Source organism: Streptococcus mitis (assembly GCF_003942775.1).
In the GTDB taxonomy this organism is placed as follows: Bacteria; Bacillota; Bacilli; order Lactobacillales; family Streptococcaceae; genus Streptococcus; species Streptococcus mitis_CN.
Map to the genome: position 1 here is coordinate 77,716 of NZ_RJNX01000003.1, position 20,556 is coordinate 98,271.

General features: G+C 40.4%; 23 protein-coding genes. 16 read left to right on the top strand and 7 right to left on the bottom strand.

The genetic code is table 11. The features are described 5' to 3' along the window. Positions 1-17 precede the first annotated feature (17 nt). From pgdA to D8848_RS04875, 6 genes are all read left to right on the top strand, one after another. Positions 18-1,409: a peptidoglycan-N-acetylglucosamine deacetylase PgdA gene (gene pgdA / locus D8848_RS04850; RefSeq protein ID WP_125443051.1), complete on the top strand. Its 1,392-nt coding sequence runs from the start codon at positions 18-20 to the stop codon at positions 1,407-1,409. Between the two features lie 76 nt (positions 1,410-1,485). After that, a complete protein-coding gene (locus D8848_RS04855) occupies positions 1,486-2,328 on the top strand; it encodes an aldo/keto reductase (protein WP_125443052.1) in 843 nt (280 codons plus the stop codon). A gap of 272 nt (positions 2,329-2,600) precedes the next feature. Then, on the top strand, positions 2,601-3,362 hold the full coding sequence (locus D8848_RS04860) for an elongation factor Tu (protein ID WP_125443053.1): 762 nt from the start codon (positions 2,601-2,603) through the stop codon (positions 3,360-3,362). 192 nt (positions 3,363-3,554) lie between these two features. Further along, positions 3,555-4,472 carry a glycine--tRNA ligase subunit alpha gene (gene glyQ / locus D8848_RS04865; protein ID WP_000038736.1) on the top strand — a complete coding sequence of 306 codons (918 nt, stop codon included), beginning with the start codon at positions 3,555-3,557 and terminating at the stop codon, positions 4,470-4,472. A gap of 211 nt (positions 4,473-4,683) precedes the next feature. Next, a complete protein-coding gene (gene glyS, locus D8848_RS04870; protein WP_125443054.1) occupies positions 4,684-6,720 on the top strand; it encodes a glycine--tRNA ligase subunit beta in 2,037 nt (678 codons plus the stop codon). Between the two features lie 41 nt (positions 6,721-6,761). Beyond that, positions 6,762-7,019: a DUF896 family protein gene (locus D8848_RS04875; protein WP_125443055.1), complete on the top strand. Its 258-nt coding sequence runs from the start codon at positions 6,762-6,764 to the stop codon at positions 7,017-7,019. 218 nt (positions 7,020-7,237) lie between these two features. On the opposite strand, the gene D8848_RS04885 is transcribed toward D8848_RS04875, so the two are convergent. The 3 genes from D8848_RS04885 to D8848_RS04895 are packed head-to-tail and all read right to left on the bottom strand — an operon-like array spanning position 7,238 to position 10,082. Continuing rightward, on the bottom strand, positions 7,238-8,476 hold the full coding sequence (locus D8848_RS04885) for an NAD(P)H-dependent oxidoreductase (RefSeq protein ID WP_004256847.1): 1,239 nt from the start codon (positions 8,474-8,476) through the stop codon (positions 7,238-7,240). Positions 8,477-8,494: 18 nt separating this feature from the next. Further along, positions 8,495-9,100, bottom strand: coding sequence for an NADPH-dependent FMN reductase (locus tag D8848_RS04890; protein ID WP_000915951.1), 606 nt, complete (start codon positions 9,098-9,100; stop codon positions 8,495-8,497). A 58-nt stretch (positions 9,101-9,158) separates the two neighbouring features. Next, positions 9,159-10,082 (bottom strand): FAD:protein FMN transferase, encoded by a 924-nt coding sequence (locus D8848_RS04895; protein ID WP_125443056.1) that lies wholly within the window; start codon positions 10,080-10,082, stop codon positions 9,159-9,161. 308 nt (positions 10,083-10,390) lie between these two features. Between D8848_RS04895 and nox the strand changes: the two genes are divergently transcribed. The 3 genes from nox (at position 10,391) to pdxT (ending at position 13,379) form a co-directional block, all read left to right on the top strand. Continuing rightward, complete coding sequence (gene nox, locus D8848_RS04900; RefSeq protein ID WP_094753557.1) at positions 10,391-11,770, top strand: H2O-forming NADH oxidase; 1,380 nt, start codon at positions 10,391-10,393, stop codon at positions 11,768-11,770. Between the two features lie 151 nt (positions 11,771-11,921). Beyond that, positions 11,922-12,797, top strand: coding sequence for a pyridoxal 5'-phosphate synthase lyase subunit PdxS (pdxS, locus tag D8848_RS04905; RefSeq protein ID WP_000138517.1), 876 nt, complete (start codon positions 11,922-11,924; stop codon positions 12,795-12,797). Then, on the top strand, positions 12,798-13,379 hold the full coding sequence (pdxT, locus tag D8848_RS04910; protein ID WP_125443057.1) for a pyridoxal 5'-phosphate synthase glutaminase subunit PdxT: 582 nt from the start codon (positions 12,798-12,800) through the stop codon (positions 13,377-13,379). 20 nt (positions 13,380-13,399) lie between these two features. Here the strand turns inward: pdxT and trhA are convergent, their stop codons facing one another. Together trhA and D8848_RS04920 are read right to left on the bottom strand one after the other, a co-directional pair. After that, complete coding sequence (trhA, locus tag D8848_RS04915; protein ID WP_060627951.1) at positions 13,400-14,047, bottom strand: PAQR family membrane homeostasis protein TrhA; 648 nt, start codon at positions 14,045-14,047, stop codon at positions 13,400-13,402. After that, a complete protein-coding gene (locus tag D8848_RS04920) occupies positions 14,044-14,490 on the bottom strand; it encodes a DUF1836 domain-containing protein (RefSeq protein ID WP_060627954.1) in 447 nt (148 codons plus the stop codon). The genes trhA and D8848_RS04920 overlap by 4 nt, the downstream gene beginning before the upstream one ends. Positions 14,491-14,624: 134 nt before the next feature. Between D8848_RS04920 and D8848_RS04925 the strand changes: the two genes are divergently transcribed. From D8848_RS04925 to trxB, 7 genes are all read left to right on the top strand, one after another. Next, positions 14,625-15,119: a GNAT family N-acetyltransferase gene (locus tag D8848_RS04925; RefSeq protein WP_060627956.1), complete on the top strand. Its 495-nt coding sequence runs from the start codon at positions 14,625-14,627 to the stop codon at positions 15,117-15,119. Beyond that, positions 15,119-15,637, top strand: a complete 519-nt coding sequence (locus D8848_RS04930; RefSeq protein ID WP_125443058.1) for a methylated-DNA--[protein]-cysteine S-methyltransferase — start codon at positions 15,119-15,121, stop codon at positions 15,635-15,637. The genes D8848_RS04925 and D8848_RS04930 overlap by 1 nt, the downstream gene beginning before the upstream one ends. Before the next feature lie 5 nt (positions 15,638-15,642). Then, the gene (locus D8848_RS04935) at positions 15,643-15,999 is read left to right on the top strand and encodes an arsenate reductase family protein (RefSeq protein ID WP_060627960.1); all 357 of its coding nucleotides are present in this window, start codon (positions 15,643-15,645) and stop codon (positions 15,997-15,999) included. A gap of 157 nt (positions 16,000-16,156) precedes the next feature. After that, complete coding sequence (locus tag D8848_RS04940; RefSeq protein WP_001103449.1) at positions 16,157-16,957, top strand: amino acid ABC transporter permease; 801 nt, start codon at positions 16,157-16,159, stop codon at positions 16,955-16,957. Next, complete coding sequence (locus tag D8848_RS04945) at positions 16,957-17,700, top strand: amino acid ABC transporter ATP-binding protein (protein WP_000590982.1); 744 nt, start codon at positions 16,957-16,959, stop codon at positions 17,698-17,700. The genes D8848_RS04940 and D8848_RS04945 overlap by 1 nt, the downstream gene beginning before the upstream one ends. Positions 17,701-17,777: 77 nt before the next feature. Next, on the top strand, positions 17,778-18,002 hold the full coding sequence (locus tag D8848_RS04950) for a DUF4059 family protein (RefSeq protein ID WP_038806263.1): 225 nt from the start codon (positions 17,778-17,780) through the stop codon (positions 18,000-18,002). 65 nt (positions 18,003-18,067) lie between these two features. Continuing rightward, the gene (gene trxB / locus D8848_RS04955; RefSeq protein ID WP_125443059.1) at positions 18,068-18,979 is read left to right on the top strand and encodes a thioredoxin-disulfide reductase; all 912 of its coding nucleotides are present in this window, start codon (positions 18,068-18,070) and stop codon (positions 18,977-18,979) included. Between the two features lie 190 nt (positions 18,980-19,169). Here trxB and rlmB read toward each other — a convergent pair whose 3' ends face one another. Next, positions 19,170-19,898 carry a 23S rRNA (guanosine(2251)-2'-O)-methyltransferase RlmB gene (rlmB, locus tag D8848_RS04965; protein WP_125443060.1) on the bottom strand — a complete coding sequence of 243 codons (729 nt, stop codon included), beginning with the start codon at positions 19,896-19,898 and terminating at the stop codon, positions 19,170-19,172. A 44-nt stretch (positions 19,899-19,942) separates the two neighbouring features. Further along, positions 19,943-20,554, bottom strand: coding sequence for a peptide deformylase (gene def, locus D8848_RS04970; RefSeq protein ID WP_045611905.1), 612 nt, complete (start codon positions 20,552-20,554; stop codon positions 19,943-19,945). Positions 20,555-20,556 lie beyond the last annotated feature (2 nt).

Here is a 20,556-nt window from a genome sequence, read left to right on the forward strand (position 1 = left end):
TTTGATATGATATCTCTATGGATAAAAGTAGAGCAAAACGTGTTGAGCACGATAAAAAGAGAATCGGTTTAATAGCCCTGGTAGCTATCTTTTCGGTAAGTATTTGTGTCCTTGGTTCAATGATTGGATACAAAGTATATACAAAGCAAAGTTTCGAACAAAAAATTGAGTCTTTAAAAAATGATAAAGATAATCAATTGAGTGAGGGAAATCAGAAAGATCATTTTCGTAAGGGACAAGCCGAAGTAATTGCCTATTATCCTCTCCAAGGGGAGCAAGTGATTTCGTCTATAAAGGGAATCATGACACAGGATATTAAAGACAATCTAGAGGATAAGGAAAATCTGGTTTTTTATTATACGGAGAAACAGGATTCGACTTTAAAAGGGATTGTCAACCGAAGTGTGATGAAACAAGTCTATGATTTAACTTCGTCAAAAGTTGAAGAGACTGAAAAAACTAGTCTGGCAAAAGTACATTTGACAGAAGATGGTAAACCTTTTACACTTGATCAATTATTTTCAGATCCTAGTAAAGCCAAAGAGCAGTTGTTAAAAGAAATCACCACTTTTTTACAGGATAAGAAATTGGACCAAGAAAAGATTGATCAAATTGTTAAAGGCTTCTCTGATCAAGACTTGTCTGCATGGAACTTTGATTATAAGGATAGCCAAATTATCCTTTATCCAAGTCAATCAGTGGAAAATCTAGACGAGATTGCCTTGCCAGTATCTAGTTTCTTTGAGGTCATTCAGACCTCTTATTTATTAGATAAGGATGCAGAGCTATATAAGGCTTATTATGAAAAGAAAAATCGTAAAGTAGTAGCCTTGACTTTTGATGATGGACCAAATCCTGCAACGACAAATCAAGCATTAGATACTCTTTCTAAGTATGGTATCAAGGCAACTTTCTTTGTTTTAGGTAAGAATGTTTCTGGAAATGAAGAGATTTTGAAACGTATGAAATCGGATGGCCATGTTATTGGAAACCATAGTTGGAGTCATCCAGTGCTTTCAAAACTTTCCCTTGATGAAGCTAAAAAACAGATTACTGATACTGAGGATGCGCTAACTAAAGTACTGGGTTCTAGTTCAAAACTTATGCGTCCGCCTTATGGAGCCATTACAGACGACATTCGCAATAGCCTCGATTTGAGTTTTATTATGTGGGATGTGGATAGTCTGGACTGGAAGAGTAAAAATGAAGCATCTATTTTGACAGAAATTCAGCGTGAAGTCAAGAGTGGTTCTATTATTCTTATGCATGATATCCATGCTGAAACAGTGAATGCTTTACCAAAGGTCATTGACTATTTGAAAGGTCAGGGCTATGACTTTGTGACAATTCCAGATTTGTTAGACTCTCGTCTTAAAGCTCATCAGCTCTATTACGATCGAAATCAATAATACACAAAATCTAAAGAGATGAGTTTTCCTTAAAAATTTGCTTCTTTGGATTTTCTTCTAATTTAGAAAGGAAAAAATGAAATCTTATATTTTAAATAATGGTGTTACGATTCCAGTACTGGGATTTGGAACCTGGAAAGCTGAAAATGGAGAGATTGCCTATCAAGCTGTACTAGAGGCTTTAAAGGCAGGCTATCGCCATATAGATACGGCAGCTATTTATAAAAATGAAGAAAGCGTTGGTCGTGCTATTCAAGATAGTGGCGTTCCGCATGAGGAAATTTTTGTAACCAGTAAACTCTGGAATACAAATCACAACTATGAGCAAGCTCGTCAGGCTTTTGAAGAGTCTTTAGAGAAGCTGGGCTTGGGATATTTGGATTTGTATTTGATTCATTGGCCAAATCCAAAACCACTCAGAGAAAATAACCACTGGAAAATCCGAAATTCAGAAGTTTGGAGAGCGATGGAGGATCTTTACCTAGAAGGCAAAATCCGTGCTATCGGTGTTAGTAATTTTCTTCCCCATCATTTGGATGCCTTGCTTGAAACAGCAAAAATTCTTCCAGCGGTCAATCAAGTTCGTTTGGCTCCAGGTGTGTATCAAGAGGAAGTCGTAGATTACTGTCGAGAAAAAGGAATTTTATTGGAAGCTTGGGGACCTTTTGGTCAGGGAGAACTATTTGATAGTAAGGAAGTGCAAGAAATAGCTGAAAATCACGGAAAGTCTGTTGCTCAGATAGCCTTGGCCTGGAGCTTAGCAGAAGGATTTTTACCACTTCCGAAATCTGTTACAGCATCTCGTATTCAGGCTAATCTTGATTGTTTCGGAATTGAGCTGAATCATGAGGAACGTGAAACCTTAAAAACAATTGCTGTTCAGTCTGGTGCTCCACGAGTTGATGACATGGATTTCTAGAAAATCATAAAAAGAATTGTACATTGTTCCAATTTTTGATATAATAGTCTGCAGGAAAGAAAGTCTTATGGCGTTCTTCAAGCGAGCTTGGGATAGTGGGAGCCAAGTAGGGCAAAATAAAGAACTGGCGCTTTCTGTAGTATTTTCAAAAACAATGAAGTAATAAATTAGGGTGGAACCGCGTTTCTGACGCCCCTAGGTTAAATCAACCTAGGATTGTCGGACGCGGTTCTTTCGCTTATTCAGTCTATTATGTGAAAGAAAGGAGAGACGTGGAAAACCTTTATCTTGTAAAAGACGATAGTCAACTAGCTGCATTTCGTAATTTTGTAGTAAGAAATACTGAAAAGTTGAAAGATTATCAATCTTTTTTAAAGAATGAACTTGCAGTCTGTGATTTACCGCAAGCTGTTATTTGGTCAAGTTTTAATGCTGCTACACAGATTATTAGGGAAAGTGCAGTTCCAGCCTATACAAATAATAGACGAATGGTTATGACGCCTGATTTAGCTGTTTGGAAAGAGTTGTATTTGTATCAGTTGATGGACTACGAGTGTTCTCAGCAAACTCAAGCAATAGAAAGTCACTATCATTCTTTATCTGAAAATTTCCTCTTACAGATTGTAGGACATGAGTTAGCTCATTGGTCGGAGCATTTTTTAGATGATTTTGATGGTTACGACTCTTATATATGGTTCGAAGAGGGGATGGTTGAATATATTAGTCGCAAGTATTTCTTGACAGAAGAGGAATTTCAAGCGGAAAAAATTTGTAATCAATCTCTTGTAGAACTTTTTCAGAAGAAGTATGGTTGGCATTCATTGAATGATTTTGGTTCTTCGACTTATGATAAGAACTATGCAAGTATTTTTTACGAATACTGGCGTAGTTTTTTGACAATAGATAAGTTGGTAGAAAATCTAGGTAGTGTACAAGCGGTCTTCGATTCTTATCATTTATGGGCAAATACAGATAAAACTCTACCCTTGTTAAATTGGTTTGTTCAGCAGAAATTAATTGAAAAAGAAATATAAAAACTAAAGGAGTAAACAATGTCTAAAAAATTGACTTTCCACTGCGTCAGTGGCAGAAACCTCCTTATAGTCGGACTGCCTCACGCTCAGCACTAGATTGCCTGAGCTAGACGCAGTACTAACTCGTCTTGCCTCGTATGATCGACGAGGCAGACTCGTGTCGCAAGTAATTTATATAAAAAGGAGTAAACAATGTCTAAGAAATTAACATTTCAAGAAATTATTTTGACTTTGCAACAATTTTGGAATGACCAAGGTTGTATGCTTATGCAAGCTTATGATAATGAAAAAGGTGCGGGTACAATGAGTCCTTACACTTTCCTTCGTGCTATCGGTCCTGAGCCATGGAATGCAGCGTATGTGGAGCCATCACGTCGTCCTGCTGACGGTCGTTATGGGGAAAACCCTAACCGTCTCTACCAACACCACCAATTCCAAGTGGTCATGAAGCCTTCTCCATCAAACATCCAAGAACTGTACCTTGAGTCTTTGGAAAAATTGGGAATCAATCCTTTGGAACACGATATTCGTTTTGTTGAGGACAACTGGGAAAACCCATCTACTGGATCTGCAGGTCTCGGTTGGGAAGTTTGGCTTGATGGGATGGAAATCACTCAGTTCACTTATTTCCAACAAGTAGGTGGATTGGCAACTGGCCCTGTGACTGCGGAAGTTACCTATGGTTTGGAGCGTTTGGCTTCTTACATTCAAGAAGTAGACTCTGTCTATGATATCGAGTGGGCTGATGGTGTAAAATATGGAGAAATCTTTATCCAGCCTGAGTATGAGCACTCAAAATATTCATTTGAAATTTCAGATCAAGAAATGTTGCTGGAAAACTTTGATAAGTTTGAAAAAGAAGCTGGTCGTGCCTTGGAAGAAGGTTTGGTTCACCCTGCCTATGACTATGTTCTCAAATGTTCACATACCTTTAACCTGCTTGATGCGCGTGGTGCCGTATCTGTAACAGAGCGCGCAGGCTATATCGCTCGTATCCGTAACTTGGCCCGTGTCGTAGCCAAAACCTTTGTCGCAGAACGCAAACGCCTAGGCTACCCACTTTTGGATGAAGAAACAAGAGCTAAACTCTTAGCAGAAGACGCGGAATAAAGAAAGTGACAAATTACGAAAATGGGCGAACAGTGTGAGCCCTGAACCAGTTGCCGCAGTGATGAAGGTATCCTTAGTGAAACTAAGGATACTAGGCAAAATTGGAGACTTTTGGCTCCAATTTTAGCAATGAAACAACGAAGTTGGTTGCTTGCGTGCCAATCACATAAGGCAAACTGGAAAATAAAAAGATATTTTTCGGAGAAAAAACATGACAAAAAACTTATTAGTAGAACTCGGTCTTGAAGAATTACCAGCCTATGTTGTCACACCAAGTGAAAAACAACTAGGCGAAAAAATGGCAGTCTTCCTCAAGGAAAACCGCCTGTCTTTTGAAGCTATTCAGACCTTCTCAACACCACGTCGTTTGGCTGTTCGTGTAACTGGTCTTGCAGACAAACAGTCTGATTTGACAGAAGATTTCAAGGGGCCAGCAAAGAAAATTGCCTTGGATAGTGATGGAAACTTCACCAAAGCAGCTCAAGGATTTGTCCGTGGAAAAGGATTGACTGTTGAAGATATTGAATTCCGTGAAATCAAGGGTGAAGAATATGTCTATGTCACTAAGGAAGAAATTGGTCAAGCAGTTGAAGCCATTGTTCCAGGTGTTGTGGATGTCTTGAAGTCACTGACTTTCCCTGTCAGCATGCACTGGGCTGGAAATAGTTTTGAATACATCCGCCCTGTTCACACCTTAATTGTTCTCTTGGATGAGCAAGAGTTTGATTTGGATTTCCTTGATATCAAGGGAGGTCGTGTGAGCCGTGGTCATCGTTTCTTGGGGAAAGAAACCAAAATTCAGTCAGCATTGAGCTATGAAGAAGATCTTCGTGCACAATTTGTAATAGCAGATCCACGTGAACGAGAGCAAATGATTGTTGACCAAATCAAAGCAATCGAAGCTGAGCATAGTGTACGCATCGAAATTGATGCGGACTTGCTTAATGAAGTCTTGAACTTGGTTGAATACCCGACTGCCTTTATGGGAAGTTTTGATGCCAAATATCTTGAAGTTCCAGAAGAAGTTTTGGTGACTTCGATGAAAGAACACCAACGTTACTTTGTTGTCCGTGATCAAGACGGTAAACTATTGCCAAACTTCATTTCTGTTCGTAACGGAAACGCAGAGCATTTGGAAAATGTCATCAAAGGAAATGAAAAAGTCTTGGTAGCCCGCTTGGAAGACGGCGAATTCTTCTGGCGAGAAGACCAAAAATTAGTCATTTCAGAACTTGTTGAAAAATTAAACAATGTCACTTTCCACGAGAAGATTGGTTCCCTTCGTGAACACATGATTCGTACGGGGCAGATTGCTATTCTCTTGGCAGAAAAAGCTGGTTTGTCAGCGGATGAAACGATTGACCTAGCCCGTGCAGCAGCCATTTACAAGTTTGACTTGTTGACAGGTATGGTTGGCGAATTTGACGAGCTCCAAGGAATTATGGGTGAAAAATATGCCCTTCTTGCTGGGGAAACTCCAGCGGTAGCAGCTGCTATTCGTGAACACTACATGCCTACATCAGCCGAAGGAGAACTTCCAGAGAGCAAGGTTGGAGCCATTCTAGCCATTGCAGACAAATTGGATACGATTTTGAGCTTCTTCTCAGTAGGTTTGATTCCATCTGGGTCTAATGACCCGTATGCTCTTCGTCGCGCGACTCAAGGTGTGGTTCGTATCTTGGATGCCTTTGGTTGGCACATTGCTATGGATGAGTTGATTGATAGCCTTTATGCTTTGAAATTTGACAGCTTGACTTATGAAAATAAGGCAGAGGTTATGGATTTTATCAAGGCTCGTGTTGATAAGATGATGGGTTCTACTCCAAAAGATATCAAGGAAGCCGTTCTTGAAGGATCAAACTTTGTTGTGGCGGATATGTTGGAAGCGGCAATTGCTCTCGTAGAAGCAAGCAAGGAAGAAGACTTCAAACCATCTGTTGAATCACTTTCTCGTGCCTTTAACTTGACTGAGAAGGCAAAAGGTGTTGCTACAGTTGATTCAGCTCTCTTTGAGAATGAAGAAGAGAAAACCTTGGCAGAAGCCGTCGAATCACTCGTTTTGTCAGGGACTGCCAGTCAGCAATTGAAACAACTCTTTGCGCTTAGCCCAGTCATTGATGCATTCTTTGAGAATACCATGGTTATGGCTGAAAATGAAGCAGTCCGTCAAAATCGTTTGGCAATCTTGTCGCAATTAACTCAAAAAGCAGCTAAACTTGCTCGTTTTAACCAAATTAATACTAAATAAACTCAGTCAAACGGACTGTATCTTATCACAAAGGAGAAGAAATGGATCCGAAAAAAATCGCTCGTATCAACGAGCTTGCCAAAAAGAAAAAAGCAGAAGGCTTAACCCCAGAAGAAAAAGTAGAACAAGCCAAACTACGTGAGGAGTACATCGAAGGTTATCGTCGCACTGTTCGTCACCACATCGAAGGGATCAAAATTGTGGACGAAGAAGGAAACGATGTTACACCAGATAAACTACGTCAAGTCCAACGTGAAAAAGGTTTACATGGCCGTAGTCTCGATGATCCAAATTCATAATAATACTCTTCGAAAATCAAATTCAAACCACGTCAGCTTCACCTTGCCGTACTCAAGTACAGCCTGCGGCTAGCTTCCTAGTTTGCTCTTTGATTTTCATTGAGTATAAATATTCTTTCTTTTAATAAGGATAGATAAAATAATAACCAAAAGACTAGCAGTTTTTGTCTGCTAGTCTTTTGTCACTTAAAAAGGAACCAAAATGGTTCCTAAAAGTATTAATTACTTGCGCCAGATGTAGCGTCTGCGCCACCACCGTGGCCTCCAGCATCACCTGAATCAGAAGCCCCAGATGTGGCATCTGCACCACCGTGGCCTCCGGCAGGAGCTGCAGCATTTCCACCAACTAGACGTTGACCAGTTGTATTGAGGTACCAGTCAAGCCATGGTTGGAAATTAAAGATAATCTCATTAATTCCAGCATATGAACCATCTGGATAGTACATTGCTTGGTAATTATGGGTATTAATAACACCTTCAGGTGTTCCCGGCACAATTGTACGGACATATTCTTGATCCCCGTTACGCAATACGCCGACAACCCATTCAACGTTTTTCATTCTAGAATCTGGCAATGTACCGTGTACTGTTCCTAATCTATTTCCTGATTGAGCACGGACACGTTTACCAAACATTGTATCTGGGTCTTGGTGTGCGTTATTAAAGTACAAGAATTGATTATTATCATCTGCAAATGTCAATTCAAATGGCATTGCTTTCAAGAACATGTCAAGTTGGTTAACTGTCAAGATACCGTGGTCTAATTTAACGTAAGTATCTCCAGAAACAGCTCCAACAAGTTCAGCAGCTTTTTCTACCCATTCAGGATCATCTGGATCAACACCTTGGATAGTAGTTGCAATTGAATTTGTACAATATAAATCTTCTGGCTCAATTGGTTTTGGTTTTTTCAATTTTGAAACGACTCCCACATATTTTACAAAGTTGTCCAAGCATGTTTCAAGGAAATTAACAGTTCCTTCATTCGTGATATTTCCATTAACATCAAAAGCCTCTTTAGCTTTACCAAGAAGGAATTCATTTCCTGGAAGAGTGTAGGCATTGACACCTGGAGCGTCAAGAATCTTACGAAGGTGAACTTGGGCACGAGAAGTACCTTGGTCGTAGTAAGAAGCTCCCACAATCATGACTGGTTTGTTTTCAAATGGATGAACTTCGTATGAAAGCCATTCAAGAACTGATTTAAGAGAAGCTGAGATTGTGTGGTTGTGCTCAGGAGTAGCAATAATGACACCATCAGCACGCGTAATTCTGTTATACAAGAGACGCAATTGGAAGCTTTCGTCCCATTTTTCGTCTTGGTTAAACATTGGAACTTCATCAATTTCGAGAACTTCTAATTCAAATTTGAGTTTGAAGTGACGACGGATGAATTCCAAGAGTTTACGGTTATATGATTGATCGTAGTTTGATCCTACAAGTCCAACAAATTTCATTCTTTTTGGTCTCCTATCTTACAAATTTTCCCAGTCAAAGTCTTCAGCATCTTTGCGAAGTAGGGCTTGTGCGTTGCGCAATTTTTCTGTAATTTTTACAAAGATACGGAAGTCGTCAAAAGTGGCATCTAATTTTTTGATAACATCAAGATCCACTAGATCTCCACTTGGATTGAAGGCTTGAAGAGAATGTGAAAGCAAGAATTCATCTGGAAGGACACTTGCTTTGATTTCTGGGGCATTCAAGATTTGGCGAAGTTGTAATTGGGCACGTGATGAACCAAGCGTACCATATGAAGCACCTGTAATCATGATTGGTTTGTTCAAAAGTGGATAGATACCATAAGACAACCAAGCAAGAGCGCTCATCAAAACAGCTGGGATAGAGTGGTCATACTCAGGAGTACCAATAATAACGCCATCTGCCTCTTCAATTTTAGCAGCAATTTCTAAAATTTCAGCAGGTACTTGCTTGTCAGCTGGTTTGTTGAAGACAGGAATGTCTTTAATTTCAACAAGTTCAATTTCAGCTTTTTCAGCAAAGTGTTTTTGCATGTATTGAAGCAATTGGCGGTTTGTAGAACGTTTTGAATTTGTTCCAACAATAGCAATAAGTTTTAACATGAGATTTCCTTTCTCTTTTTACATAATACAATTTTAAACTCCATTGAAACAGTTGTTTCTATAGAGTAGGAATTCCTGAAGAACAGCTTAGGTGACCTTCCTTATCGATGAGAATAGCTTCGATGCCCTCCAAACTTTCAACTTGCCAGAGGATAGAAGCAGGTCTTTCTCCAAATAGACGAGTTGTCCAGATTTCACCATCAACGGATTTATCAGAGATGATGGTGAGGCTAGCTAGTTCCGTTTCAACAGGATATCCTGTTTGGCTGTCAAAAATATGATGGTAATCTTTTCCATCGACAGTCAGGTGACGTTCATAAATGCCTGAAGTCACGACAGATTGATTGACAATAGGGATGGTCATTAAGTGATTTCCCCTCGGATTAGCTGGGTCTTGAATCCCGATTTGCCAAGGTTGATTATCTCTTGCCTGATTTTTTCCAATAGTCAGGATATTCCCTCCCAGATTGATCAAGGCAGATGTTACTCCCTCTTCTCTCAGAAATTGGGCAACTTTATCCGCACTATAACCCTTGGCTAAACAACCCAGATCGATTTTCATTCCTTTTTGTTTTAAAAACACAGTGCAAGTGGAAGAATCTAACTCGATAGAATGAGGATTGATTAAAGGTAGCACCGATTCAATTTCTTGAGGCTGGGCAACTTTGGCATCTGAAAAACCAATGCGCCAGGTTTGAATCAAGGGACCAATGCTGATGTTGAGATGACTAGAGGGCGCTAGGCTATGCTCTAATCCAAGTGAAATCAGTTCAAACAGGTCTGGATGAACTTTGACTGGAGCTATTCCAGCTTGATAATTGATCTCCATCAACTCAGATTCTTGGCTATTGGCATTGAAACGATATTCTAACTCTTTGAGCAAATCAAAGGATTTTTGGAGCAAGATATCGGCTTGCTCATCCACTAATGAAATAGTGATAGTAGTCCCCATTAGCCGTTCAGAATGTGAACTAAGAGGCAAGCTACCAACTCCTTTCTCTTATGAAAAGAAGGTTGAAATATTGTAAATTTATATTAAATTTAACCCCTTACATTTTCTTTCCATGATACTAGCATACCATAAAGTCAGCGTTTTCACAAATAAAATTTGTAAACTTGTCAAGAAATATGCTCAGAAAATAAAGAGTAATTGTAAGAAAGACTGATAAAATACAGATTATTTACATTTTTTTACAAAAAAATCGGGAAAATTAGCTAAACTCTTGTAAACGCTAACAGTAAATGTTATACTAGAAGAGTAAATTTAAAATTGAAGGTAGGAATTTTTCTATGAGTAAAATCGTTGTAGTTGGTGCTAACCACGCTGGTACAGCATGTATTAATACTATGTTGGATAATTTTGGCAATGAGAACGAAATCGTTGTATTCGACCAAAACTCTAACATCTCTTTCCTAGGATGTGGAATGGCCCTTTGGATTGGTGAACAAATTGATGGTGCTGAAGGCTTGTTCTATTCTGATAAAGAAAAATTGGAAGCTAAAGGTGCTAAGGTTTACATGAACTCACCAGTTCTTTCAATCGACTATGATAACAAAGTAGTTACAGCAGAAGTTGAAGGGAAAGAGCACAAAGAATCATACGAGAAATTGATTTTCGCTACAGGTTCTACACCAATCTTGCCACCAATCGAAGGTGTTGAAATTGTTAAAGGAAACCGCGAATTTAAAGCAACTCTTGAAAATGTACAATTCGTTAAATTGTACCAAAACGCTGAAGAAGTGATTCACAAATTGTCTGATAAGAGTCAACACCTTGACCGTATCGCCGTTGTTGGTGGTGGTTATATCGGTGTTGAACTTGCTGAAGCCTTTGAACGTCTTGGAAAAGAAGTTATCCTTGTTGATATCGTTGATACTGTCTTGAACGGTTACTATGACAAAGACTTCACACAAATGATGGCGAAGAACTTGGAAGACCACAACATCCGCTTGGCGCTTGGTCAAACTGTTAAAGCAATTGAGGGTGACGGTAAAGTTGAACGCTTGATTACTGATAAAGAAACTTTCGATGTGGATATGGTTATCCTTGCAGTTGGTTTCCGTCCAAACACAGCCCTTGCTGATGGTAAGATTGAACTCTTCCGTAACGGTGCCTTCCTTGTAGACAAGAAACAAGAAACATCTATCCCAGGCGTTTACGCAGTAGGTGACTGTGCGACTGTTTATGACAACGCTCGTAAAGACACTAGCTACATCGCTCTTGCTTCAAATGCTGTTCGTACTGGTATCGTTGGTGCATATAACGCATGTGGACATGAATTGGAAGGAATCGGTGTTCAAGGTTCAAATGGTATCTCAATCTACGGTCTTCACATGGTTTCAACTGGTTTGACTCTTGAAAAAGCTAAAGCTGCTGGTTACAACGCAACTGAAACAGGCTTTAACGATCTTCAAAAACCAGAATTCATGAAACATGACAACCATGAAGTTGCCATCAAGATTGTCTTTGACAAAGATAGCCGTGAAATTCTTGGTGCACAAATGGTTTCACACGATTCTGCAATCAGCATGGGAATCCACATGTTCTCACTTGCTATCCAAGAGCATGTGACAATTGATAAGTTGGCATTGACAGACCTATTCTTCTTGCCACACTTCAACAAACCATACAACTACATCACAATGGCTGCACTTACAGCTGAAAAATAAAAATGAATGAGCTATCTGACCTTAAGTTAAGGCCAGATAGTTTTTTAACTATTCTGTACCCATACAATTACGTTTTTTTTATCTTGTACTTCATTTTAATCTAACTTAAAATGAAATGGTAGCTACCAATACAAATGATGAGGATAAAGAAATGACTGAAAATCGTTATGAACTAAATAAAAACTTGGCACAGATGCTCAAAGGTGGGGTTATCATGGACGTTCAGAACCCTGAACAGGCTCGTATTGCAGAGGCCGCTGGTGCGGCTGCTGTTATGGCCTTGGAGCGAATTCCAGCTGATATTCGTGCAGCTGGTGGTGTTTCCCGTATGAGTGATCCAAAGATGATTAAGGAAATCCAAGAAGCGGTTAGTATTCCAGTGATGGCCAAGGTCAGAATCGGGCACTTTGTTGAAGCTCAGATTTTAGAGGCTATTGAGATTGACTATATTGATGAGAGTGAAGTTTTATCTCCAGCAGACGATCGTTTCCATGTGGACAAAAAAGAATTCCAAGTTCCTTTTGTCTGTGGGGCTAAGGATTTGGGAGAAGCCTTGCGTCGTATTGCTGAAGGAGCTTCTATGATTCGTACCAAAGGAGAACCGGGTACGGGGGATATCGTTCAAGCCGTTCGTCATATGCGTATGATGAATCAGGAAATTCGCCGCATTCAAAACCTACGTGAGGACGAACTTTATGTTGCCGCCAAGGACTTACAAGTCCCTGTAGAATTGGTTCAATATGTCCATGAACATGGAAAATTGCCAGTTGTAAACTTTGCGGCTGGAGGCGTTGCAACGCCAGCAGATGCCGCGCTGATGATGCAATTGGGAGCAGAGGGCGTCTTTGTCGGTTCAGGTATTTTTAAGTCAGGAGATCCTGTTAAACGAGCGAGTGCTATTGTCAAAGCGGTGACTAACTTCCGTAATCCTCAAATTCTAGCTCAAATCTCTGAAGATTTAGGAGAAGCCATGGTTGGTATCAATGAAAATGAAATCCAAATTCTCATGGCTGAGCGAGGAAAATAGATGAAAATCGGAATATTGGCCTTGCAAGGGGCCTTTGCAGAACATGCAAAAGTGCTAGATCGATTAGGTGTCGAGAGTGTTGAAATCAGAAATTTAGAAGATTTTCAGAAACATCAGAGTGATTTGTCGGGTTTGATACTACCTGGTGGGGAATCTACAACCATGGGCAAGCTCTTACGTGAGCAGGACATGCTGATTCCCATTCGAGAAACCATACTTTCTGGACTTCCCGTTTTTGGTACTTGCGCAGGCTTGATTCTCTTAGCTAAGGAAATTACTTCTCAGGAAGAGAGTCATCTAAGAACTATGGATATGGTGGTCGAGCGCAATGCCTATGGGCGCCAATTAGGAAGTTTCTACACGGAAGCAGAATGTAAGGGAGTCGGTCAGATTCCAATGACTTTTATTCGCGGTCCGATTATCAGTAGTGTTGGAGAAGATGTAGAAATTCTAGCAACAGTTGACAATCAAATCGTTGCAGCCCAAGAAAAAAATATGTTGGTAACTTCTTTTCATCCAGAATTGACTGATGATGTGCGCTTGCACCAGTACTTTATTAATATGTGTAAAGAAAAAAGTTGAGATTGAATTTCTCAACTTTTTTACATGTAATAAACAATAGCGATGTATTGGAGTGCGGACGCAGCTAGGATAAAGAGATGCCAAATCATGTGGAAATAAGGTTTTTTCTTGGCGTAAAATCCAGCCCCAACTGTATAACAGAGTCCGCCAGTTACCATGAGACTCCAGAAAATTGGTGTCGTTTGACTGATAATGGCAGGAATGATAGTTAGAACCAACCAGCCCATAATCAGGTAAAGAGCAAGGCTGAATTTCTCATTGACCTTTTTAGCAAAGATTTTATAGAGAATACCAAAGATGGTCGTTCCCCACTGGATGGCAATAATTAGATAGCCAAACCAGTTATTCATCAAGGTTAAGACGACTGGCGTATAAGAGCCTGCGATAGCCACATAAATCATAGAATGGTCAATAATTCGCAAGACGTATTTGTGGGTCGAACCATAGGCCATAGAGTGGTAAATGGTGGATGAGAGGAACATGAGAAAGAGACTGATGACGAAAATGGAAACGCCGATAGAGGATAAAAATCCGTGTGCTTCGTAACTATAGGTGGATGAAATAGGGAGTAAGATGAGCATTGTGACTGCACCTACGGCATGGGTCACGCTATTAGCAATCTCCTCTCCAAAACTGAGTTGTTTGCTGAGTTTAAGACTAGTGTTCATTGGATTACCTCCTCTTGAGTATGATCGATTAAGTCTAGAGTTTGGTGATAGAGTTTAACGGTTTGGCAGCTGGTTTGGATAATGGGGTTAGCTGGATCAATTCCTTGGTTCATGTAGTTTACAAAAGCATCGTAGAGTTGGTCTGAACTTGCTTGAGTTTGTAGAGTATTCAGTGTCTGTGCTATTTCTTGAATAGAAAATACAGACTTGAGGGTTGTGATAGCAATCAAACGTGCAATCTGTTGGCGTTGGTATTTTTTCTTGTCAGGCTTTGTCAGGTAACCATGTTTGACATAGTTATTGACCATAGATGCTGTCAGGCCCTTGTCTTTATCAGGATTGATAGGGGCGCAGACCTGATTGACATAAAGCAAAACCTGGTCCAGATAGAGGTCAATATTTGGAATTTCTGCCCATTTGGGGTAGGAAAAATCAGTTTTCATTTCCGACTCCTTTTTATCTAGTTTTGATAACTAGATTATAAAATAATAAAAATAGAAAGTCAAGTTTTAACTGCTTGTGAAAAGGCTTAAATTATGCTATGATGGGAGAAACTAGTCAGAAAAGAGGAGAAAAGATGGAAATTCGTTTAGCTTTTCCAAATGAAGTAGATGCCATCATGCAGGTGATGGAGGATGCTAAAAAATGTTTAGCAGATGCTGGTAGTGACCAGTGGCAAAATGGCTATCCAAATGCTGATATTATTATTGAAGATATTATCTCAGGTCAAGCCTATGTAGCCTTGGAAGAGGGTAAACTACTAGCTTATGCAGCTGTTACCAAGAGTCCAGAGGCAGTCTATGAAGCCATTTATGAAGGAAAATGGCAAGCTGGAGAGTCAGAGCACCTAGTCTTTCACCGTATTGCTGTGGCTGCAGATGTGCAGGGACAAGGAGTTGCTCAAACCTTCTTAGAGGGCTTGATTGAAGGTTTTGACTATCTTGATTTTCGTTCAGATACGCATGCTGAAAACAAGGTTATGCAACATATTTTTGAAAAGCTTGGATTTAAACAGGTCGGAAAAGTTCCAGTTGATGGTGAACGCTTGGCCTATCAAAAATTGAAGAAATAATGCAAAAGAAGTACGTAAAAACACTCTATTCTTCGCCAATTGGCTCCCTTTCCCTCGTAGCTGATGACTATCATTTGTATGGAATTTGGGTGCAGGAGCAGAAGCATTTTGAGAGAGGACTAGGAGATGAGACGATAGAAGCAGTTGTTAGTCATCCCATTTTAGACCCAGTTATTGCTTGCTTAGATGCTTACTTTAAAGGCAAGTCTCAGGATTTATCCAACTTGCCCTTGGCTCCAATCGGAACAGATTTTGAAAAGAGAGTTTGGGCCTATTTACAGGAAATTCCTTATGGTCAGACAGTGACCTATGGACAAATAGCCCAAGACCTGCAAGTGGCTTCTGCTCAAGCAATTGGCGGAGCGGTAGGACGCAATCCTTGGTCTATCCTAGTACCTTGTCATCGTGTGCTGGGAGCAGGCAAGCGTCTGACGGGTTATGCTGCAGGAGTGGAAAAGAAAGCCTGGCTTTTGGAGCATGAAGGCGCAGATTTTAAAGATAGAAACAATAGAAAGTGAAAGACATGTTAGAATTTATCGAATACCCAAAATGTTCAACTTGTAAAAAAGCAAAACAAGAATTAAACCAACTCGGTGTGGACTATAAAGCCGTCCATATCGTCGAAGAAACACCTAGCCAAGAAGTCATTTTAAACTGGATAGAAACCTCAGGTTTTGAGTTGAAGCAATTTTTTAACACCAGTGGAATCAAATACCGTGAATTGGGGCTGAAAGATAAGGTAGGAAGCCTGTCAAACCAAGAAGCAGCCGAGTTGCTAGCAAGCGACGGAATGTTGTTAAAACGACCGATTTTAGTGGAGAATGGAACTGTTAAGCAAATCGGCTATCGAAAAGCTTACGAAGAATTGGGATTGAAATAGTTTTTATCTATCTCTTTGATAGATAAAATATATAGCCTCCCTGTTTCAAAGTATGATAAACTAGTAGGTAGACAAAGTCTGTATCTGACCGTAGCAAATAATTTCATTGACGGCAGAAGTATGGTAGAATGAATCATTATCAGGAGAGGATGTTTTTATGAATGTTACAACGATTTTAGCATCAGATTGGTACCAAAACTTGATGCAATTGATTCCGGATGGCAAGCTTTTTAGCTTGCGTTCGGTCTTTGATGGAATTCCGAGAATTGTCCAACAACTTCCAACAACGATTATGTTGACAATTGGTGGTGCCCTTTTTGGCTTGGTTTTGGCGCTTCTTTTTGCCATTGTGAAAATTAATCGTGTCAAGATTTTATATCCCTTGCAGGCTTTCTTTGTTAGTTTCTTAAAGGGGACACCGATTTTGGTGCAACTCATGCTAACCTATTACGGAATTCCTTTGGCTTTGAAAGCCCTCAATCAGCAATGGGGTACTGGTCTCAATATCAATGCGATTCCAGCAGCAGCTTTTGCGATTGTTGCTTTTGCTTTTAATGAGGCGGCTTATGCTAGTGAAACCATTCGTGCAGCGATTCTCTCAGTCAATCCTGGTGAGATTGAGGCGGCACGCAGTCTGGGTATGACCCGAGCACAAGTTTATCGTCGCGTGATTATTCCAAATGCGGCCGTTGTGGCGACTCCAACCTTGATCAATTCTCTAATCGGATTGACCAAGGGAACATCTTTAGCTTTTAGTGCGGGTGTTGTGGAAGTCTTCGCCCAAGCTCAGATTTTGGGTGGAGCCGATTATCGCTATTTTGAGCGATTCATCTCCGTTGCCCTTGTTTATTGGGTAGTCAATATCGGAATTGAAAGTCTCGGTCGCTTCATCGAGAGAAAAATGGCTATTTCTGCACCTGATACAGTGCAAACAGATGTGAAAGGAGACCTTCGTTAATGATTAAGATTTCGAATTTAAGCAAATCCTTTTCAGGACAGACTGTCTTGGATCATCTGAACTTGGATATTCAAAAAGGGGAAGTTGTAGCCTTGATTGGTTCTTCAGGAGCTGGAAAATCAACCTTTCTTCGCAGTCTCAATTATCTTGAAACACCTGACAGTGGCTCTATTCAGATTGATGATTTCTCAGTTGATTTTTCTAAAATCACTCAAGAAGAAATCCTTGCCCTACGCCGTAAGCTGTCTATGGTTTTTCAGCAGTTTAATTTGTTTGAACGCCGCACAGCACTTGATAATGTGAAAGAAGGCTTGGTTGTTGTCAAGAAATTATCTGACCAAGAAGCGACTAAGATTGCCAAGGAAGAGTTGGCTAAGGTTGGGCTTTCTGACCGTGAAAACCATTACCCTCGTCATTTATCAGGTGGACAGAAGCAACGGGTTGCCTTGGCGCGTGCGCTTGCTATGAAACCAGATGTCTTGCTCTTAGACGAACCAACTTCAGCCCTTGACCCAGAATTGGTTGGTGAAGTAGAGAAGTCTATTGCAGATGCTGCTAAGTCAGGTCAGACTATGATTTTAGTTAGTCATGACATGTCCTTTGTAGCTCAAGTGGCTGATAAGATTCTCTTCTTAGATAAGGGGAAAATCATCGAGTCTGGAACACCGGATGAGATTATCCACCATCCTAAAGAAGAGCGGACAAAAGAATTCTTCGCTAGTTACAAACGGACTTATATTTGATATAATAGATAAAGGAAAACTCAGTTAGCTGGACTAGCTGAGTTTACTCTTTAAAAAAGATAGAAATGAGAGAAATCATGCTACTGCAACTATTTTCTTTATATTTCGAGAGTTTAATCTTGACCACCATCCTAGTCCTGATTTTTTTAGGGATTTGGATTGGACTGAGAGCCATGTCGGGAGTTGATAAGACAGCCAAGGCTCGCCAAGCCCATCTCTATGATATGATTATGATTGGGGTTTTGGTTATTCCAGTATTATCCTTTGCGGTTATGAGTTTAATTCTTGTTTTCAAGGCATAATCCTTGCATGATTGACAAGAAAGAGTTAGAATAAATATAGTTACAACAAGAAAGAAGGAAACTATATGTACGATACTATTATTATCGGTGCTGGACCTGCAGGGATGACTGCGGCCTTGTATGCTGCTCGAAGCAATTTGAAAGTAGCCTTGATTGAAGGCGGTCTGCCAGGTGGTCAGATGAATAATACCTCTGATATCGAAAATTACCCAGGATATGCTAATATTAGTGGGCCAGAATTGGCAGAAAAAATGTTTGAACCGCTTGAAAATCTTGGTGTTGAGCACATTTATGGCCATGTTGAAAATGTCGAAGACCATGGTTCTTTTAAGAAAGTGATTACTGATGACCAAACATATGAAACACGTACAGTTATCGTAGCAACTGGTTCTAAACACCGTCCTTTGGGAGTACCTGGAGAAGAAGAACTGAACAGTCGTGGTGTTTCTTACTGTGCGGTGTGTGATGGTGCTTTCTTCCGTGACCAAGATTTGTTAGTAGTGGGTGGTGGAGATTCAGCTGTTGAAGAAGCCCTCTTCTTGACTCGTTTTGCTAAGACTGTTACCATTGTTCACCGTCGTGACCAACTTCGTGCCCAAAAAGTTTTACAAGACCGCGCCTTTGCGAATGAGAAAATCAGCTTTATCTGGGATTCTGTAGTGAAGGAAATCAAGGGTGAAAACCGAGTAGAATCTGTCGTATTTGAAAATGTAAAAACAGGTCAAGTGACAGAACAAGCCTTCGGTGGTGTCTTTATCTATGTTGGATTGGACCCTCTTAGCGATTTTGTTAAAGAATTGAATATCCAAGATCAGGCTGGCTGGATTGTGACAGATAACCACATGAAAACTGCAGTTGATGGTATCTTTGCCGTTGGAGATGTTCGCTTGAAAGACCTTCGCCAAGTAACAACAGCAGTTGGAGATGGGGCTATTGCTGGTCAAGAAGCTTACAAGTTTATCACCGAACATAGTTAATACACTTCGAAAATCTCTTCAAACCACGTCAGCTTCGCTTTACCGTAGGTATGGGTACTGACTTCATCAGTTCTATCCACAACCTCAAAACAGTGTTTTGAGCTGTCTACAGCTAGCTTCCTAGTTTGCTCTTTGATTTTCATTGAGTATAATCATAAAAAAGTTTCCAATCAGATGACTGGAAACTTTTTTATAGTCTATTTCGGAAAACTTCGTACATGAGAATGGCTGCAGCAACACTGGCATTAAGGCTTTGAACATGTCCATTCATAGGAATGGTAATCATTTCATCTACCTGTTTTTTGATGTTGCTAGAGATGCCTTTTCCTTCATTTCCGATGATGAGGGCGATTTTCCCTTTTGTATTCCACTTATGGCAAGGAGTACCATTCATATCCGTTCCAAAGGTCCAGAATCCTTCATCCTTGAGTTTGTCCATAGTTTGGCTCAGATTGGTCACTCGAGCGATTGGAACGTGTTCAATAGCACCTGTGGCCGTTTTGGCAACGACAGGAGTAACACCGACAGCACGATGTTTGGGAATGATGACACCTGAAACGTTGGTCGCATCGGCTGTTCTTAAGATGGAACCTAAGTTGTGAGGGTCGGTTAACCCGTCCAGAATTAATAGCAAAGGATTTTCTTCTTGGCGTGTTTTGGCAAGGATTTGGTCCAGCTCACTATAGGCAAATTCGGACACTCGTAGAACAAAACCTTGGTGGACAGCACCTTCAGTCATCTCAGAGAGGGATTTTTTTGAGGTCCAAGAAATGGAGACCTTCTTTTCTGTAGCTAGTTCCTTGACTTTCTCAACATTCTTACCTCGGAGATCTTCTTGGAGGTAAAGTTTGTTTCCTGTGTTTGCAAGGAGGGCTTCGGTAACGGCGTGGACGCCATAGACAATATCATTTGTTTTCATGCCTCTATTATAACACAAAACCCCGTCTTGCAACGGGATTTTCTTTATTCTAGAATTAGTAAACCATCTTTAACTTCAAATGGGTCTTTTTCATTGATGCGATCGTAAAACATGATGCCGTTGATGTGGTCAATTTCATGCTGAACAACGATGGAGTTGTAGCCTTTGAGTTTGATACGGTGTTTTTCTCCATCCTTGTCAAAGTAGTCAACAGTAACGCGGGCATGGCGAACAACATAGCCAGGTACGTTGCGGTCAACAGAAAGGCACCCTTCTCCTTCGCCAAGAGCAGCGTCTTGAACAGAGTGAGAGACGATTTTTGGATTGTACATAATAGCTTGCAAGTCGTAAGCTTCCTGTGGAGTTTCGCCTTCTTCGACAATGTTTGGCACCAAAACAGCGATAATACGTTTTGAGATATCTAATTGAGGAGCAGCAAGTCCAACCCCACCGCGGAGTCCCATTTTTTCAGCCATTACAGGATCTTGGGAATGTTTAAGGAATTGCATCATCTTTTCTCCAAGGATGATTTCCTGGTCAGACAAGGGGAAAGTAACTTCCTCAGCAACCGCGCGTAGAGTAGGATTCCCTTCGCGGATAATATCGTTCATATCAATTAAGTGAGCAGCTTTTGTAATACGTTCTATAGCAGACATTT

What these genes read in the sequence shown, in the direction of transcription:
- D8848_RS04890 (WP_000915951.1), bottom strand. Translation starts at nt 9,100, where the DNA reads ATGTTAAAACTTATTGCTATTGTTGGAACAAATTCAAAACGTTCTACA.
- pgdA (WP_125443051.1), top strand. Translation starts at nt 18, where the DNA reads ATGGATAAAAGTAGAGCAAAACGTGTTGAGCACGATAAAAAGAGAATC.
- D8848_RS04875 (WP_125443055.1), top strand. Translation starts at nt 6,762, where the DNA reads ATGGATCCGAAAAAAATCGCTCGTATCAACGAGCTTGCCAAAAAGAAA.
- glyS (WP_125443054.1), top strand. Translation starts at nt 4,684, where the DNA reads ATGACAAAAAACTTATTAGTAGAACTCGGTCTTGAAGAATTACCAGCC.
- D8848_RS04885 (WP_004256847.1), bottom strand. Translation starts at nt 8,476, where the DNA reads ATGAAATTTGTTGGACTTGTAGGATCAAACTACGATCAATCATATAAC.
- trxB (WP_125443059.1), top strand. Translation starts at nt 18,068, where the DNA reads ATGTACGATACTATTATTATCGGTGCTGGACCTGCAGGGATGACTGCG.
- D8848_RS04930 (WP_125443058.1), top strand. Translation starts at nt 15,119, where the DNA reads ATGCAAAAGAAGTACGTAAAAACACTCTATTCTTCGCCAATTGGCTCC.
- def (WP_045611905.1), bottom strand. Translation starts at nt 20,554, where the DNA reads ATGTCTGCTATAGAACGTATTACAAAAGCTGCTCACTTAATTGATATG.
- D8848_RS04950 (WP_038806263.1), top strand. Translation starts at nt 17,778, where the DNA reads ATGCTACTGCAACTATTTTCTTTATATTTCGAGAGTTTAATCTTGACC.
- glyQ (WP_000038736.1), top strand. Translation starts at nt 3,555, where the DNA reads ATGTCTAAGAAATTAACATTTCAAGAAATTATTTTGACTTTGCAACAA.
- D8848_RS04940 (WP_001103449.1), top strand. Translation starts at nt 16,157, where the DNA reads ATGAATGTTACAACGATTTTAGCATCAGATTGGTACCAAAACTTGATG.
- D8848_RS04920 (WP_060627954.1), bottom strand. Translation starts at nt 14,490, where the DNA reads ATGAAAACTGATTTTTCCTACCCCAAATGGGCAGAAATTCCAAATATT.
- pdxT (WP_125443057.1), top strand. Translation starts at nt 12,798, where the DNA reads ATGAAAATCGGAATATTGGCCTTGCAAGGGGCCTTTGCAGAACATGCA.
- rlmB (WP_125443060.1), bottom strand. Translation starts at nt 19,898, where the DNA reads ATGAAAACAAATGATATTGTCTATGGCGTCCACGCCGTTACCGAAGCC.
- D8848_RS04855 (WP_125443052.1), top strand. Translation starts at nt 1,486, where the DNA reads ATGAAATCTTATATTTTAAATAATGGTGTTACGATTCCAGTACTGGGA.
- trhA (WP_060627951.1), bottom strand. Translation starts at nt 14,047, where the DNA reads ATGAACACTAGTCTTAAACTCAGCAAACAACTCAGTTTTGGAGAGGAG.
- D8848_RS04935 (WP_060627960.1), top strand. Translation starts at nt 15,643, where the DNA reads ATGTTAGAATTTATCGAATACCCAAAATGTTCAACTTGTAAAAAAGCA.
- D8848_RS04945 (WP_000590982.1), top strand. Translation starts at nt 16,957, where the DNA reads ATGATTAAGATTTCGAATTTAAGCAAATCCTTTTCAGGACAGACTGTC.
- pdxS (WP_000138517.1), top strand. Translation starts at nt 11,922, where the DNA reads ATGACTGAAAATCGTTATGAACTAAATAAAAACTTGGCACAGATGCTC.
- D8848_RS04925 (WP_060627956.1), top strand. Translation starts at nt 14,625, where the DNA reads ATGGAAATTCGTTTAGCTTTTCCAAATGAAGTAGATGCCATCATGCAG.
- nox (WP_094753557.1), top strand. Translation starts at nt 10,391, where the DNA reads ATGAGTAAAATCGTTGTAGTTGGTGCTAACCACGCTGGTACAGCATGT.